Genomic DNA, 13,798 nt, shown 5'->3' with positions numbered 1-13,798 from the left:
GCGGCGTGCAGTGCGACTCAATGGGCCTGTGCGTCGTTCAACGGGCCTTCGTAGGCCGCCCAGGCCACGTGCGATTCGTTGAGCCGCACACGCAGCGATTCGAGTCCGCCGGCGTGTGCGCCCAATTCCCCTGCGGCGCTCGCCGCGGCGATGCGCTCGAAGATGACCCGCGCCATGAACTCGGTCGTGGTGTTCTGCCCCGCGAAGGCCGGGTCGTCGTCGAGGTTGCGCAGGTTCAGTTCGCCCAGCACACGGCGCAGCACCTCGGTGGCACGAGCGATGTCGACCACCATGCCGTCGGCATCGAGCGCGCGGCGGCGGAATTCGGCGTCGACCACGTAGGTGGCGCCGTGCAGCCGCTGCGCCGGACCGAAGGCTTCGCCGCGAAAGCTGTGGGCGATCATGAAATGGTCGCGGACGTTGACGCTGTACATGGCGGCGGTCTTTCGGAGAAGGAAGGTTCAGGAATAGTCGATGCGCTGGCACAGCGTGTCGGGCGCACCGGCGGCCAGGCGCGCGAGCACCTGCGGCAGATCGTCGAAGGATGCGGCGTCGGTGACCAGCGCGTCGAACACCGGGTCGCGCAGCAGCGACAACGCGAGCGCCATGCGCCGCGCGTGCGTCCAGCGGCTGCGCTGCGCGGTGGCCACATGCCCGACCTGCGAACTGCGCAGCGTCAGCCGCCGGGCATGGAAAGCCTCGCCCAGCGGCAGCGCGACGGCCCGGCGGCCGTACCAGCTCAGCTCGAGCACGGTGGCCTCGAAGCCCGCCAGCCCGAGCGCTGTGACCAGCCCGGCCGGCTGTCCACTGGCATGCACGACGAGGTCGGCGTCGGTGGCTGCATCGGCCGGCAAGGCGAATACCAGCCCCAGGCGTGCGGCGACCTGCGCCCGCTCGGCGCGAACATCGACGAGCTCCACCTGCACCCCCGGCATGCGCGAGGCCAGCCAGGCGACCAGCAGGCCCACCACGCCGCCGCCGACCACCGCGACGCGGTCGCCGACACGCGGTGCGGCGTCCCACAGTGCATTGACCGCCGTTTCCATGTTGGCGGCGAGCACCGCACGCGCGGGCGGCAGGCCGTCGGGCAACCGATGCACGGCGCCCTGCGGCACGACGTAGCGCGTCTGGTGCGGGTACAGGCAGAACACGGCCCGGCCCTGCAGTGCGGGCGGCCCCGCTTCGACGACGCCGACGCTGGCATAGCCGTACTTCACCGGCGCGGGGAAATCGCCGTCCTGGAAGGGGGCGCGCATGCGGGCGTGTTCGCTCTCGGGCACCTCGCCGTTGAACACCAGCAGCTCGGTGCCGCGGCTCACGGCGCTGTGCAGGGTGCGGACCCGCACGTCGTCACCGGCGGTCGGCGCGAGCGTGCCGCTGCGGACCGCGGCGCGGCCCGGCGCCTCGGTCCAGCAGGCGCGGAAATCATCGGACACCACAGGGGGATGAATTGCTGGCATGCTCATTTCGTTGCCGCGAGGGCGGCACCCGGACGCTGGCCGATTCGGCGATGACCGATCTTAGTGAAGACGATGCTCACCCACGCAGCCCCACCGCGACCGGGCCGAACCGGCGAACACGACGCGCTCCAGCGTGACGCGGCGTTCTCGCTGGCATGCACCGGCCTCGGCCTGGTCGCCGTGGCGGCCGGGGTCACGGTGTGGGCCGGGATGGGCGCGTGGTTCGTGCCGAAGGCGATCGCCGTGTTCGGCGTCGCATCGGCCCTCGTCTGGCGCGCCCTGCCGACGCATGGGCCGCATCGGCGCTTCGGTGCCGCCAACGGCATCACCCTCTTGCGCCTCGCGCTCGTCGCCCTCCTGGCCGCGGGCGTCGGCGAGCCGGCGTTGCAGACGCCGATGCTGGCCTGGTGCCTCGTCGTGCTGGCGACCGTCGGCGCGCTGCTCGACGCGGCCGACGGTGCCATCGCCCGGCGACGCGGCCAGGCCAGTGATTTCGGCGCGCGCTTCGACATGGAGACCGATGCCCTGCTGATCGCCGTGCTCAGCGTGCTGGTGCTGGCCCTCGACAAGACCGGCGCCTGGGTGCTGGCGGCCGGCGCCATGCGCTATGCCTTCGTGCTGGCGGCCGGTGCCTGGCCCTGGCTCGCGGCGCCCCTGCCGCCGAGCGCGCGGCGCAAGACGGTGTGCGTGGTGCAGAGCGTGACGCTCATCGTCTGCCTCGGCCCGGTTGTCACGCCCGGGTGGGCCGGCGTGATCGCCGGGGCCGGGCTGGCGGCGCTGGTCTATTCCTTCGGGGTTGACATCGTGGGGCTGGCGCGACGCCATCGCAGCGCGCAGAAGGCCGCGGCATGACCGCCTTCGCGTGCGCTGGCCGGCGCCTCGTGCTGTTCGGCGCGCTGTCGCTGGCCGCGCTGACCGCCGCCGCACAACCTGCGCGCTACATGCTCGACCCCGAGCACATCGGCCTTGGCTTCCTGGTCGAGCACATCGGCTACGCGAAGGTGCTGGGCAGCTTCCGCACCGCACGCGGCAGCTACCAGTTCGACGAGACCACCGGCACGCTGGGCGAGGTACGGATCGAGGTCGACACGCGCAGCGTCTTCAGCAACCACGCCGCACGCGACCGGCACCTCCAGAGTGCGGAGTTCCTGAACACGGCGGAGTTTCCGCGCATGGTGTTCACCGCGACGGGCGCGCGGCGCACCGGCGAGCGCAGCTTCGAGATCGCCGGCCAGCTCGAGCTGCTGGGCCGCACGCAGCCGCTGGTGCTGCTGGCGACCTGGAACAAGAGCGGCCTGTCCCCCATCGCCAAGGGTTCGTACGTGATGGGCGTGTCGGCGCGCGGCAGCTTCAAGCGCAGCGCCTATGGCATGCGTTACGGCGTCGCCAACGGCTGGGTCGGCGACGACGTCCAGCTCCTCATCGAGTTCGAGGCCGTCCGTCAGTGAACCGTCCGACGGGCCGGTGCCGTGACGTCCCCCGCGGGATGCGTCAGTCGATCAGCGCGACCGCACGGCGCGCGAAGCCGGCCGCCTGCGCGCCGACCTGCACCGCATCGTCGGCGGCCGCGCTGCCGCTCTTCGCACGCGCCGCGATGCCTTCGAGGATGACCGCGAAGCGGAACAGCGAGAAGGCCAGGTGGAAGTTCATCACCGGCTCGGCGCAGCCGCCGCTGCGCTGGTAGTGCGCAACGTACTCGGCCTGTGTCGGGATGCCCTCGGCCGCCAGGTCGATGTCGCGCATACCTTCGAACTCGTCGGCGCCGGTGTGCCAGGCCATACAGCTGTAGGCCACGTCGGCCAGCGGATGGCCCAGCGTGGACAACTCCCAGTCGAGCACCGCGATCACGCGTGGCTCGGTCGGGTGGAACATCAGGTTGCCGAAGCGGAAGTCGCCATGCGCGATGGTGGTCTGGTCGCCCGGCGGAATGTTCGCGGGCAGCCAGGCAATGAGGCGGTCGATGTTTGTGTCCTCGCGGGTGCGCGAGGCGTTCCACTGGCGGATCCAGCGCGTGATCTGGCGCTGGAAGAAGTTGCCCGGCTTGCCGTAGTCGGTCAGGCCGGTGGCCGCCAGGTCGACCCGGTGCAGCTTCGCCAGCGTCTCGGCCATGGCGAAGTAGTAGCCGCGCCGCTCGGCCGGCGCGATCTGCGGCAGCGCGTACGGCGACATCACCCGGCCGTCGAGCTTGTCCATCACGTAGAAGGGGGTGCCGACGACGCTGCGGTCGTCGCAGTACAGCACCGCCTGGGGCACCGGCACGTCGGTGCCCGCCAGCGCGCGCAGGATGCGGAACTCGCGGTCGACCGCGTGCGCCGAGGGCAGCAGTTCGCCCGGCGGTTGCTTGCGCAGCACCAGCGCGCGGGCGTCGAAGTCGACGAAGAAGGTGGGGTTCGATTGGCCGCCGCCGATGCGCGCGAGGCGCATCTCGCCGTCCAGGCCCGGGATGGCCCGGCGCAAAAAGTCGCGCAGGCGGGCCGGGTCGAATTCGGGGGTTGTCTCTGTTTTTTTCATGGGACGCATTGTCGGCGCGCGACGGGTCGCCTAACCCCGCGCGATCCGCTTCGCCATGCTCCAGCGGTGCACTTCCGACGGACCGTCGTAGACGCGAAAGGCGCGCATGTCCTTGAAGATGCGCGCGACGATGCTCTCGTCGGACACGCCGCTGGCACCGAGGATCTGCACCGAGCGGTCGACCACGCGCCACTCGGCCTCGGAGCACATCACCTTGGTCATGCTCGATTCGTGGCGGCCCTTGCCGCCCTGGTCGAGCACCCACGCGCAATGCCAGATCGCGAGCCGCGCGGTGTGCAGGTCCATCTCGTTGTCGGCCAGCATGAAGCCCACGCCCTCGTGCTCGACCAGCGGCTGGCCGAAGGCCTGGCGCTGGCGGGCGTAGTTGCTCGCCACCTCGTGCGCGCGGCGCGCCTGGCCGAGCCAGCGCATGCAGTGCGTCAGGCGCGCGGGCGCGAGCCGCACCTGCGCGTAGCGGAAGCCTTCGCCGACCGCGCCCAGCACAGCGTCGGCCGGCACGCGCAGGCCGTCGAAGCGCACCACGCCATGGCCGCCGGTGAAGCAGCTGTCCATGGCGTCGATCTGGCGCTCCACCACGATGGCCGGCTGGTCCATGTCGGCCAGGAACATCGTCGCCCGGCCGTCTTCCATGCGCGCCATGACGATCGCGAAGCCCGCGCCGGTGGCGCCGGTGATGAACCATTTGCGGCCGGTGATGACGTAGTGGTCGCCGTCCTGCACCGCCAGCGTCTGCATCATCGACGGGTCGGAGCCGGCGCCGGGCGGCGGCTCGGTCATGCAGAAGCAGGAGCGGATGTGGCCGTCGATCAGCGGCTGCAGCCAGCGCGCCTTCTGCGAGGGCGTGGCGACCTCTTCCATCAGGTGAATGTTGCCCTCGTCGGGCGCGTGGATGTTGAGTGCCACCGGGCCTAGCGGCGAATAGCCGGCCTCTTCGAAGACGATCGCCTTGTCGACGTGCGACAGGCCGAGGCCGCCGTGGTCCTTCGATGCATGGGGCGTGAGCAGGCCGTGCGCCCGGGCACGCGCCACCAGGTCGTTGCGCAGCGCCTCGCTGGGCCCGTGCGAGTCCTGGCGCGGGTCGTTCTCCATCGGGATCACCTCGTCGGCGATGAAGCGGCGGGTGCGCTCCTGCAGCTCGGTCTGGGCAGGCGTGAGGCTGAAATCCATCGGGTCTTCCTTTGTCGGGACGCGCGTGCATCCGAAGCGGCCGATGGTGCCGGCAACCCTTGGGAGACCGGGTCATGGATGCGACAGCGGCTCGCACCCCATCCACCCCAAAAAAAACGGCCCCGAAGGGCCGTCTCTCGAATGCCGGCGGACCTGCCGCCTGCATCATTCACGCATTCACTTCTTGGCCACAGCCTTCTTGGCCGGAGCGGCCTTCTTGGCGACCGGCTTTGCAGCGGCCTTCTCGGCCTTGCGCTTGGCGGCCTTCGGATCCACGGCTGCCTTGAACGCGGCACCGGGAACGAACTTCGGCACCTTCTGTGCGGCGATCTTGATCTTGGTGCCGGCTTGTGGGTTGAAGCCCGAGCGTGCAGCGCGTGCGACCTGCTTGAAGGTGCCGAAACCGACGAGTTGCACGGGGTCGCCCTTCTTGACCGCACCGACGATGGCGCCGGTGATGGTCTCCAGGATGCGAGCCGCTTCGGCCTTGCTGGTGTTGTGGGTGGAGGCGATTTTCTCGACGAGTTCGATACGGTTCACTGAATATTTCCTGAGATGAATTCGCCAGGTTGCCCATGGCGGCAGGGCCGGGGACCGGCTCTCATGCGGCGCGGAGTGTAGCCGCTGCGGCGACAGCCCTTGCGGACGGACCGGTTGCTCGGGTCGGCCGCGCGACGGATCGTCATCGCGTGATGGTGACAAACCATCGGTCCTGCGCAGGCGGAATCCACGGTCTGTTCGGGCGTTTGACCGGGTGGTCTTCGGGGTAGCCTTGGTGCACAGAAGAAAACCGAAGAGACTGTGCTTCCCACTCGCGGGCCGACCTGCCGCCGACCCTTGCCAAACCTCGATGAACGCACCCTCGCTTCACCCCATCATCCGTGACGTTCCCGGCGAACCGCACCCCGTGGCCGCAGCCCTCGCGGCGCTCACCGGGCAACCGCTCAGTGCCGTCGAGGCCGTGCTGCGCACGGTCGACACGGACCTGAAGAAACTCACGCGCCATCAGGGCCCCACGTCGATCGAGGACGCCGCGCACCTGGCCCTGCTTCGCTTCGGCCATGCGCCGGCGCGGCTCTACGGCGACGCAGCCCGCCGCCGTCGGCTCGGCGATGTCCTGGACGCCTATGCCAAGGCGCCCGGGCATCATCCGCAAAAACTGTTCGTCGCGCGCGAGGACGGGGTGGTGCATGCGATCTGCGGTCACCGCATCTCCGGCGTCGACCGCTCGGCGCCGCGCTTTCTGGAGGCGGAGATCGCCGACCAGCGGCTGGATCTCGATGCGCGCGTGGTCTTCGCACTGACCTTCGTGGAACGCATCAACGTCCCGGCGGCGCAGCCCGACCATGGCTTCCTCGAAGCCGCCGCCATCGCCGCCTACGCCCTGGCGGAGGCCTATGACATCGACCTGCTTCCCGCCGACTGGCCGTATTGGAGCATCGCCTTCCCGCAGGACCTGACCGATGGCGCCCCCGGGTCCACCCGGCGCCTGGTGTGCGGCGAATACGAATTGCTGACCACCGTGAGCCACCATGTCCGACAGCATGTCGCTGCGGTGGAGAGCGCCGCGAGCCTCTTGAAAGGCTATTCGCTGACGCCGCGCTAGGGTCAGGTCAGGACCGCGCCGGTTGCCCAGGCCGGTGGGGGCGTCGAGACCATTTTCGACAGCTTGCATTGGCGCTGGTAAGGCACGCCGAAATGACGCTCGAGTTCGGCACGCAGTTCGTCCGTGAGCCGGCCGTCATGGTCGCTCGCTTTCATGTCGCCCGACAGAAGCACGCTGAGATCGGCCGCACGAATGCCCAGCCGCATGGAGGCCTGGGCATGCCAGATCGTCACCGCCTCGAACGAGCCTTCGATCAGGAAGATGAGCAGAACCGGAGGCGGCGCACAACGACGGTCCTTGTGGCGGTGCAACGCGTCCCATGCGTGCCGCACCGGGATCGGGCTCGCGCCATCGGCGGCGGCATGCAGCAGCCGCTCGGCGAAATCGTGGCAACGGGCGAGTTCGGGCAGCGCACTGCGCAATCGCGGCGCCACGGTGACCGAGTCGATCGTGTCGTCCGGCAGCCGGAGCGCCACGGTCTCCCCGCAGTAGAAGTGCCTGCCCAGAAAGTCGGCAAGGCCCTCGTAGTCCACGGCATTGTGGTCCACGCAAGGCAGCGGCCCGGCTCGCCACGGCGCCGCGACGGGGACCTCCGGGGCGATCCAAAGCCCCGCCACCTGTCGAAACATACGTTCCACGCAATCGGTCATGTGCGCCATTGTGCGGTCCCACCGCCGTTGCTCGAAGCATCGAAGTGCCACACGGGCTTGGCGAGACCCGATCCGGGCCGCTTTGGACCGTCACGCCGGTCTTGCGGCACCGATGCGTACTTAGGCATTGGTAAAACCACGCGGTGTGGTCGGCTTCCCCGCCGTATCCCTGCGAGCCGAGGCACAAGGGGGTAACCCATATGCACTACTTTCTGGTTTCATGCACGCCTCTTGTAGGACCGCACTGACGAAGAACGTGTTGTTTCACACGCTTTCCGGTTGCACCTACTGGATGGTTAACAAATGTAAAACTCTCGATGGTCTACTTACTTCAGTTGGTTCAACACGGAGTTTTCAAGTGGATATCGATTCGAATGACAGCGGCGCGGTGGCCGAGGTGCACAAGGAAATCGGCGACATCAATCTGGCCTACATGCTCCTGGCGCAGAAGCTGGTGAAGCAGGACAAGGCAGCCGCGATGTTCCGCCTGGGCATCGGCCCGGAACTGGCAGAACTGCTGGCCAGCATGTCGCTGTCGCAGATCGTGAAGCTTGCCGCGTCAAAGCTGCTGCTGTGCAGCTTTCGGCTCGACAACAAGCCGATGCTGACGGTGGCCGCCGACGACAAGAGCAGCGGCCTGCAGCAGGCGCACATGTCCATCCTGATGGCTGCGCGCCACATGCGCGAAAACACCGCCAGCTTCGGTTGACCCGCCGCCGGCTCGGCGTCGGGCCGGCATCGCACAGTCGGGGGGCTGCGACGAGCCCGACGGTCAGCTGCGAAAGAAAGACGCCACGACCCCCACGAGGGTCATCACAAGACCCACGCGCACGACGTACACCCCCAGCTTGGCGGCGAAGGGGTCTTGCGGCTGCAGGCGGGCGTGGTGGGTGTTCATGGCGTCGCTCCAGGGTGACCGGACTCGGGATCGGGACGGGCCCGAGACGCTGCAAGCATCTCACGCACCCGCTCGCGTGCATGGCGCCATCAAGGACGGGAAGACCACCCAGTTCGCCTGTGAACGCATCCCGGGATGCATCCCGGCCCTGAGCGTGGAATACGTGGCGGCGCGGCCCGGTGACGTGTGCATAAATTCACGAAATGAATGAAATGCACATGAAAATGAAAACATCGGTACTACAAATCGGCGGCTTTGTTACAGAATTTGGGTTGGTTAACGACCGTTTCCAAATTCTTCGGCGCCGCGCAAGCGGCGTCTTTTCAACGCCCCCGCCCCGTGTGCCGAATGCCGCGGGACTGCCTGCCGAGCCATTTTCATGCCCAAGTTTTTCCACGGCGGTCACTACGACGATGAACCCGACACCGTGCCTTCGCGGCTCGGCGAGCTGACGCTTCGCAGCCGCCTCGAGCAGCAGGAACAGTACCGCGACGGCTGGCGCCGCAACCTCACGATCGCCGCCTTGGTCGTGATCGCCTGCGTGGTTGCAGCGTTCGTGCTGCGCTGAGGCGCGGCGCCGTCCCCAGTGTCACTCGGTAGCGCCGCCCCGCTGGCGCACGCGAAGGGCTGACTCGAGCCATTCACATGGCTACGCCGTCGCCGTGAGCTCAGCCAACAATTCTTCCTTGCGGGCCTGGAGTTCGTCGCGCATGGCCACCAGATCCAGCTTCTGTGCGGCACGTGCCTTGACGAAGATCTCGTTGCGCTCTTCCTTGACGTGATGGTCGATGTACTCGCCCAGCACGATCACCCGGGCGCACCACTTCGAATCGTTCTCGTCGCCATCCCTGATCTGCGCAATCAATTCCTTGGCGCTTGCGTGCTCGACTTCGGCTTCATCCAAAAGGTCTTCCTCTTTGAGGACCGCGCGCAGCGCCGGATAAAAGATCTCTTCCTCGATTTGCGCGTGGACCGTGAGTTCCAGGCAGATCTGGTCGGCGAGCTCGCGCCGCTTGGCAGGTGCCGTCTTGGCCTTCGACTCTGCCAGAGGTTCGAACTCCTTGAAAAGCTTCTTGACGTTGCGATGGTCTGCATCCAGCAGGCTGCATGCATCGGCGGGGGTGCGGGTGGTTGCCATATCAAACTCCTTTGTTCGTGGGGGATCGCCAAGATGCTGCCGCGCCGATGCCCCGTGCGTAGGAACACGACCGAAATTCCGTAGGAGGACCCGCGCGCGTCTTGTTCGCGGCGATTCAAACCTCCGTCTTGCTGCGAGCTGGCCGTGACCTCAGCTCCGGTGCAGGCCCTGAATCAACGCGGAAACTTCACCCGCCAATTCGCGCGCGATGTAGCTGAGTTCGCCCTGGCGCGCGCGTCGAGCACCACCACGCCATGCCTGAACAAAGGCAGCGCGCTGCGGCGTTCGTCGAGCATGCCCGGTTCGAGCACCACCGCGGCGATGCCGGCCGCGACGGCTTCCAGCGACTTCGCGCCAGCGGGCGAAAACCCACCGCCGCGCGATTCCGGGGAGAGCTGGGCATGTCGGAAGACGCTGCTCTCGATCAGTTGAACGACCAGATGAACAAGATCTGAGGCGTCGACATGATTCGCCCATCACGGGGCGACGATTCGGGCTGGACGGACTTCAGCGATGAAGGTCCGCTACCGGGCGCCGGCAGACAGGCGCGCCGCCAACTGCCGCGCGGCGCGTGCGCTGATGCCCTTGCCGGTCATCGCCAGCGCCGGGGGGTTGGCCAGCATCCGCTCGAAGACCGCCCGCACCTCTTCCGCGTCGATGTCGTCGATCATCGCGATGGCTTCGGCCATCGGCGTCACGGTCCCGCTGGCGAAGAGTTCCTCGACAGCCTGCTCCATCGTTGCATAGGTGCGCTCGGCTGCGCGCACGCGGGACACGGTCAGCTGGTTCTTCGCCCGCTCCAGGTGCACCGGATCGATGGCGGTGGCCTGCGCACGCAGCAGCGCGCCCGTGGCCGTCACCAGCGCGTCGAGCTTGTCCGGGGTGGTGACCGCGTGCACCACGAAGTTGGCCCAGACGTCGCCGCTGTCCATCGTGGCGTGGGCCGTGTAGGCCAGGCCGAGTCGCTCACGAACCGTGTCGACCAGCGGCGACGACATGCCTTCTCCGAACACGCTGGCCGCCAGCGACGCCGCCAGGCGCCAGCGCTGCTGCGGCATCGCGTCCGGCCGCGCCGGCACCAGCGGATAGGCCATGTTCAAAAACACCTGCGACACCTGCGTGAAACGCTGTGCCAACGCCTGACCGACGTACGTTGCCGGGGTTGCCGGGCGCGATGCGGAGGGGGCGGCCGATGAAGGCATCGCTGCGAAGAGATCGCCCGCAAGGGCCAGCCAGGCCTCGACGTCGAAGTTCCCGGCCGCCACGACGACGGTATTCGACGCCACCTGGTGGGACTGCACGTGGCGCACCAGGTCCTGCCGGGTGAAGCCTTCGATGTTCTTGACCGTGCCGATCACCGGCATCCCCATCGGGTCGTCGCCCCAGATGGCGCGGTCGAGCAGTTCGCTGGCGCTGTCATCTGGATCCTCTTCGTACTCGATGGCCTCCTGACGGATCACGTCCAGTTCGCGCTGCAGTTCGTGCTCGGGAAAGGTGCTGTTCAGGACGATGTCGGCCGTCATGCGCAGCAACTGCTCCGCGTGCCGACCCAGGCCTGTCATGAAATAGCCGGTGGTGTCCTTGCCGGTGAATGCGTTGACGTCGGCGCCAAGCCGCTCCGCATCCAGGTTGATGGCCTGAACCGAGCGGGTGGTCGTCCCCTTGAACGCCATGTGCTCCAGGACATGCCCGATGCCGTTGGTGGCCAGCGTCTCGTCGCGGGAGCCGACACGCAAGAACACGCCCACACTGGCGCTCTGAACGTGGGGCATGGGAAGGGCGAGCAGCCTCACGCCGTTTGGAAGCGTGCGGAGGGTGATAGCGGTGCGCTCCGCCTGCGGCCGAACCATGGCTCAGCGGCCTTCCGGCGGCTGCAGCCTGACGCCGATGCCACAGAGCGCGAAAAGGCCTGGCACGCGCCTGAACCGCCGGGTTGCCTGCCAGACGTCGCTGCGGATGTCTGCCGAGATGCGCTTGCCTTGGGTCATGTGTGCATTGTCGCTGCGCGGCGGCTGCGTCCGGCTAGGGCTGGCCGACGCCAATCCGCCATCCGCTATGCAGGCCCGCCCCGGTGACAAAGCGCTGAAGATTCCGGTTGCCATCTGACCGACGCTGACCCTGTCACTCCCAAGCCCAGAAGATTGCTCTTGGCATAGCCGATCCGGCTGCGCCCGCGCCGCTGGACTATCGACAATCTAGGCATCATCAAAATGTTGGTCAAATAGCAGACCGGCTGCCGACGGGTAACCGCAGACGCCGTTCAGATGGGCGCATATCAGTGAGCCGCTTCTCAAAGTGAAGGAAGATGAAGCGCGACAGAATCAAGCAGGCCGCCAGGCCTACGAGCTTCGACAGCACGTTCACGGCAGTGCTCACCCGAGAGCTGCCAAATAGCGCATAGACCACGAACAGCACGGGGATGTGACTGAGATAGATCGAATAGGACCACAGGCTTAGGTTTGTGATCGACGCACGCACGAAAACCAGTCGACCAGTGGGCACCGCGAGGCGCTGCAACCAGGGAAGCATCAGCGCAAACGACGTAGGGGCAAGCAGGAAAGTCGCTCGATACACGCCGACACCGTCCATGTCGAGCGCGTGCAGTACGAACAGGGTGAGCGACAGCACCGAGCCAACCAGCATGCATGCAAGGCGCGCGCTACCGCCCATCGGCCTGCGCGCCACCAAGAAAGCAGCACCCACGCCATAGAAGATTGCGTCCAGGCGCGGAAGGGTCATCAGCCGCACGCTCTCGGCCGGCGAGTGCATCAGCACCAACTCGCGTAGCGCTGCCGGGACTACGATGAAGACCACCGTGGTGGCGACAAATGCCGCACGCTTGTGCAGCCCTGCGGCCGTGAAGGCGAGGATGACCAGCGGGAAAGTCAGGTAGAACCACTCTTCGACCGCCAGTGACCAGGACACGCCGTAGAACGCGTTGTCGCCCGACATCATGTTCTGCATGAAGACCAGATGTGCCGCCAGGTGTCGAGCCGTCGGCAGGCCACCGAAGTACGCGTGAAAGAAGAGCGCAACCACCAGGAAGAATAGGTAGTTCGGCACGGTGCGGTACCAGCGCCTCACCCAGAAGACCCGCACATCGTGGAAAGACCACCGGGGCGTCGTCAGAAGCGAGCGATATAGGACGCCACCTATCAAGTACCCACTGAGGGCGAAGAACAGCTCGACGCCGAAGACGCCGACGAACTCGAGCTTGTGTGCGAAGTGGGAGAGGAGAACGAACGCGATCGCGGCGACGCGCGCCAGGTCCAGGCCAAAACTACGGGTCATGTGTGTCCAGGGTGGCTAGGCGCCGCTTCGCCATAAGGCCGGGCACAATGTAATCAGATTGTAGTAAGCGACGGAAATCGCGCGGTGCCGATTTGCCCACACATGCACGCTGAAGCGGTAAGACATTGCGTGTTTCAAGACGATGCAAGAGGTTCGCAAACGTCATCACGGGTCTAGTCCTCGGTGGCTGACCGATCGAGGGGCTCTGGCGCCCGACGCCATCAAATCTAAAGAACCTTGTCGCCGCGCTGGCCGAAGACCGGGCGGAGTTGCGTCTGAACCCGCTGCAGGTTTCGCCGGAAGCCAGCACGCTGAGCACCGCACTGCGCGAGGGTATGGACAACGTGCGCCACTTCCTTGCCGGCTGAAGTGCCAATGCGACTGGCGCCGGTGCATGACAAGGGCGCGCACTGCCCTGCGACCATATGTTCCGTGATCGGTCTCATGTGCTGCACCCCGCACGTTGGCGAAGGTGCCTCTTCTGAGCTAGCGCCGCCTCTGGTCCGGAGCGCCCAGGGACAAGCTCTTGCGGCCACTAACAACAGTGCCAGATACTGTGCTCTAACGTGATGAAGGCTGAAAATTCGCCAAGGCGTTGTTACGTTCCTGCAATGACCAACGCGGAAGGTTACAGAACGAGAAGACCACCACGGCAGCAGACCGCGACCCTGATGCAGGCCTCCTTCCACACCTGGTCGTCTGTCCCGAGCAGAGTATTTCAAAAGCAACGGTATGAGCATGCGATTCGATCTTTTCCCCAACACGAAGCTCAAAATTCTTGAACTCTTCGGAAAGCTGCCAAAAGAGCCTTTGGAAACAGCGCCTTCAACGGAGCAGAGTGCGGCTGTCTATGAGGCGGCGGTCGAACGGTTTTGGCTCGACGTTGATGCGGAAATTACTAAGCTGACAGACGACGAGATTCACGAGGCGCTCGGCTTCTTCAGCATCAGGGTCGATGAGACCGGTTGCGAGCTTCGAGCACCGGGACCCAAGCCCTGACACGACAGCCAGACTACGACCGTCCGGCACCAGGGCGCGGAGGCCGTTCGCGGCGAG

General features: G+C 66.6%; 18 protein-coding genes. 7 read left to right on the top strand and 11 right to left on the bottom strand.

Translation table 11 applies throughout. The features are described from left to right. Positions 1 to 17: 17 nt before the first annotated feature. Together ACSFA2_RS06095 and ACSFA2_RS06090 are read right to left on the bottom strand one after the other, a co-directional pair. Positions 18 to 434 (bottom strand): 6-pyruvoyl trahydropterin synthase family protein, encoded by a 417-nt coding sequence (locus tag ACSFA2_RS06095; protein ID WP_435454423.1) that lies wholly within the window; start codon positions 432 to 434, stop codon positions 18 to 20. Positions 435 to 461: 27 nt separating this feature from the next. Then, positions 462 to 1,460: a zinc-dependent alcohol dehydrogenase gene (locus tag ACSFA2_RS06090; RefSeq protein WP_435454422.1), complete on the bottom strand. Its 999-nt coding sequence runs from the start codon at positions 1,458 to 1,460 to the stop codon at positions 462 to 464. 72 nt (positions 1,461 to 1,532) lie between these two features. Here ACSFA2_RS06090 and ACSFA2_RS06085 point away from each other — a divergent pair, with 72 nt between their 5' ends. Then, positions 1,533 to 2,312, top strand: a complete 780-nt coding sequence (locus tag ACSFA2_RS06085; RefSeq protein ID WP_435454421.1) for a CDP-alcohol phosphatidyltransferase family protein — start codon at positions 1,533 to 1,535, stop codon at positions 2,310 to 2,312. Beyond that, positions 2,309 to 2,908, top strand: coding sequence for a YceI family protein (locus ACSFA2_RS06080; RefSeq protein ID WP_435454420.1), 600 nt, complete (start codon positions 2,309 to 2,311; stop codon positions 2,906 to 2,908). Before ACSFA2_RS06085 ends, ACSFA2_RS06080 begins: the two co-directional genes overlap by 4 nt. Before the next feature lie 43 nt (positions 2,909 to 2,951). Here ACSFA2_RS06080 and ACSFA2_RS06075 read toward each other — a convergent pair whose 3' ends face one another. The 3 genes from ACSFA2_RS06075 to ACSFA2_RS06065 all read right to left on the bottom strand — a co-directional run bounded on the left by ACSFA2_RS06075 (position 2,952) and on the right by ACSFA2_RS06065 (position 5,699). Beyond that, on the bottom strand, positions 2,952 to 3,971 hold the full coding sequence (locus ACSFA2_RS06075; RefSeq protein WP_435454419.1) for a phosphotransferase family protein: 1,020 nt from the start codon (positions 3,969 to 3,971) through the stop codon (positions 2,952 to 2,954). A 30-nt stretch (positions 3,972 to 4,001) separates the two neighbouring features. Continuing rightward, on the bottom strand, positions 4,002 to 5,159 hold the full coding sequence (locus ACSFA2_RS06070; RefSeq protein WP_435454418.1) for an acyl-CoA dehydrogenase family protein: 1,158 nt from the start codon (positions 5,157 to 5,159) through the stop codon (positions 4,002 to 4,004). 177 nt (positions 5,160 to 5,336) lie between these two features. Further along, complete coding sequence (locus ACSFA2_RS06065; RefSeq protein WP_286649053.1) at positions 5,337 to 5,699, bottom strand: HU family DNA-binding protein; 363 nt, start codon at positions 5,697 to 5,699, stop codon at positions 5,337 to 5,339. A 367-nt stretch (positions 5,700 to 6,066) separates the two neighbouring features. Here ACSFA2_RS06065 and ACSFA2_RS06060 point away from each other — a divergent pair, with 367 nt between their 5' ends. Beyond that, on the top strand, positions 6,067 to 6,765 hold the full coding sequence (locus ACSFA2_RS06060; RefSeq protein WP_435454417.1) for a hypothetical protein: 699 nt from the start codon (positions 6,067 to 6,069) through the stop codon (positions 6,763 to 6,765). Between the two features lie 2 nt (positions 6,766 to 6,767). On the opposite strand, the gene ACSFA2_RS06055 is transcribed toward ACSFA2_RS06060, so the two are convergent. Further along, positions 6,768 to 7,424 (bottom strand): hypothetical protein, encoded by a 657-nt coding sequence (locus ACSFA2_RS06055; protein WP_435454416.1) that lies wholly within the window; start codon positions 7,422 to 7,424, stop codon positions 6,768 to 6,770. Between the two features lie 349 nt (positions 7,425 to 7,773). Here ACSFA2_RS06055 and flhD point away from each other — a divergent pair, with 349 nt between their 5' ends. Then, the gene (flhD, locus tag ACSFA2_RS06050; protein WP_435454415.1) at positions 7,774 to 8,124 is read left to right on the top strand and encodes a flagellar transcriptional regulator FlhD; all 351 of its coding nucleotides are present in this window, start codon (positions 7,774 to 7,776) and stop codon (positions 8,122 to 8,124) included. Positions 8,125 to 8,187: 63 nt separating this feature from the next. Here the strand turns inward: flhD and ACSFA2_RS06045 are convergent, their stop codons facing one another. Beyond that, a complete protein-coding gene (locus tag ACSFA2_RS06045; protein ID WP_435454414.1) occupies positions 8,188 to 8,313 on the bottom strand; it encodes a hypothetical protein in 126 nt (41 codons plus the stop codon). 379 nt (positions 8,314 to 8,692) lie between these two features. On the opposite strand from ACSFA2_RS06045, the gene ACSFA2_RS06040 reads away from it, so the two are divergent. After that, entirely contained in the window at positions 8,693 to 8,881 is a 189-nt protein-coding gene (locus ACSFA2_RS06040; protein ID WP_435454413.1) for a hypothetical protein, read from the top strand. An 81-nt stretch (positions 8,882 to 8,962) separates the two neighbouring features. On the opposite strand, the gene ACSFA2_RS06035 is transcribed toward ACSFA2_RS06040, so the two are convergent. Beyond that, positions 8,963 to 9,451 carry a hemerythrin domain-containing protein gene (locus tag ACSFA2_RS06035; protein ID WP_435454412.1) on the bottom strand — a complete coding sequence of 163 codons (489 nt, stop codon included), beginning with the start codon at positions 9,449 to 9,451 and terminating at the stop codon, positions 8,963 to 8,965. A 254-nt stretch (positions 9,452 to 9,705) separates the two neighbouring features. Here ACSFA2_RS06035 and ACSFA2_RS06030 point away from each other — a divergent pair, with 254 nt between their 5' ends. Next, positions 9,706 to 9,906, top strand: coding sequence for a hypothetical protein (locus tag ACSFA2_RS06030; RefSeq protein ID WP_435454411.1), 201 nt, complete (start codon positions 9,706 to 9,708; stop codon positions 9,904 to 9,906). 69 nt (positions 9,907 to 9,975) lie between these two features. Here ACSFA2_RS06030 and ACSFA2_RS06025 read toward each other — a convergent pair whose 3' ends face one another. The 3 genes from ACSFA2_RS06025 to ACSFA2_RS06015 all read right to left on the bottom strand — a co-directional run bounded on the left by ACSFA2_RS06025 (position 9,976) and on the right by ACSFA2_RS06015 (position 12,742). Continuing rightward, positions 9,976 to 11,223 carry a M16 family metallopeptidase gene (locus ACSFA2_RS06025; protein ID WP_435454410.1) on the bottom strand — a complete coding sequence of 416 codons (1,248 nt, stop codon included), beginning with the start codon at positions 11,221 to 11,223 and terminating at the stop codon, positions 9,976 to 9,978. An 81-nt stretch (positions 11,224 to 11,304) separates the two neighbouring features. Then, positions 11,305 to 11,439: a hypothetical protein gene (locus ACSFA2_RS06020; RefSeq protein ID WP_435454409.1), complete on the bottom strand. Its 135-nt coding sequence runs from the start codon at positions 11,437 to 11,439 to the stop codon at positions 11,305 to 11,307. A 229-nt stretch (positions 11,440 to 11,668) separates the two neighbouring features. Further along, entirely contained in the window at positions 11,669 to 12,742 is a 1,074-nt protein-coding gene (locus ACSFA2_RS06015; RefSeq protein WP_435454408.1) for an acyltransferase family protein, read from the bottom strand. Between the two features lie 732 nt (positions 12,743 to 13,474). Between ACSFA2_RS06015 and ACSFA2_RS06010 the strand changes: the two genes are divergently transcribed. Beyond that, positions 13,475 to 13,741: a hypothetical protein gene (locus tag ACSFA2_RS06010; RefSeq protein ID WP_435454407.1), complete on the top strand. Its 267-nt coding sequence runs from the start codon at positions 13,475 to 13,477 to the stop codon at positions 13,739 to 13,741. The last annotated feature ends 57 nt before the right edge of the window (positions 13,742 to 13,798 follow it).

Origin of the sequence: Variovorax cryoconiti (assembly GCF_051216395.1) — a bacterium.
Classification (GTDB): Bacteria; Pseudomonadota; Gammaproteobacteria; order Burkholderiales; family Burkholderiaceae_C; genus Variovorax.
Note: the sequence above shows the minus strand (reverse complement) of the source record. Positions and strands in the feature narration are given on the sequence as shown.

Bases quoted from the DNA above. Each gene is read 5' to 3' on its own strand.
- ACSFA2_RS06070 (WP_435454418.1), bottom strand. From the start codon at position 5,159: ATGGATTTCAGCCTCACGCCTGCCCAGACCGAGCTGCAGGAGCGCACC.
- ACSFA2_RS06010 (WP_435454407.1), top strand. From the start codon at position 13,475: ATGAGCATGCGATTCGATCTTTTCCCCAACACGAAGCTCAAAATTCTT.
- ACSFA2_RS06085 (WP_435454421.1), top strand. From the start codon at position 1,533: ATGCTCACCCACGCAGCCCCACCGCGACCGGGCCGAACCGGCGAACAC.
- ACSFA2_RS06030 (WP_435454411.1), top strand. From the start codon at position 9,706: ATGCCTGAACAAAGGCAGCGCGCTGCGGCGTTCGTCGAGCATGCCCGG.
- ACSFA2_RS06035 (WP_435454412.1), bottom strand. From the start codon at position 9,451: ATGGCAACCACCCGCACCCCCGCCGATGCATGCAGCCTGCTGGATGCA.
- ACSFA2_RS06075 (WP_435454419.1), bottom strand. From the start codon at position 3,971: ATGAAAAAAACAGAGACAACCCCCGAATTCGACCCGGCCCGCCTGCGC.
- ACSFA2_RS06015 (WP_435454408.1), bottom strand. From the start codon at position 12,742: ATGACCCGTAGTTTTGGCCTGGACCTGGCGCGCGTCGCCGCGATCGCG.
- ACSFA2_RS06045 (WP_435454414.1), bottom strand. From the start codon at position 8,313: ATGAACACCCACCACGCCCGCCTGCAGCCGCAAGACCCCTTCGCCGCC.
- ACSFA2_RS06090 (WP_435454422.1), bottom strand. From the start codon at position 1,460: ATGCCAGCAATTCATCCCCCTGTGGTGTCCGATGATTTCCGCGCCTGC.
- ACSFA2_RS06020 (WP_435454409.1), bottom strand. From the start codon at position 11,439: ATGACCCAAGGCAAGCGCATCTCGGCAGACATCCGCAGCGACGTCTGG.
- ACSFA2_RS06040 (WP_435454413.1), top strand. From the start codon at position 8,693: ATGCCCAAGTTTTTCCACGGCGGTCACTACGACGATGAACCCGACACC.
- ACSFA2_RS06095 (WP_435454423.1), bottom strand. From the start codon at position 434: ATGTACAGCGTCAACGTCCGCGACCATTTCATGATCGCCCACAGCTTT.
- ACSFA2_RS06055 (WP_435454416.1), bottom strand. From the start codon at position 7,424: ATGGCGCACATGACCGATTGCGTGGAACGTATGTTTCGACAGGTGGCG.
- ACSFA2_RS06025 (WP_435454410.1), bottom strand. From the start codon at position 11,223: ATGCCCCACGTTCAGAGCGCCAGTGTGGGCGTGTTCTTGCGTGTCGGC.
- ACSFA2_RS06080 (WP_435454420.1), top strand. From the start codon at position 2,309: ATGACCGCCTTCGCGTGCGCTGGCCGGCGCCTCGTGCTGTTCGGCGCG.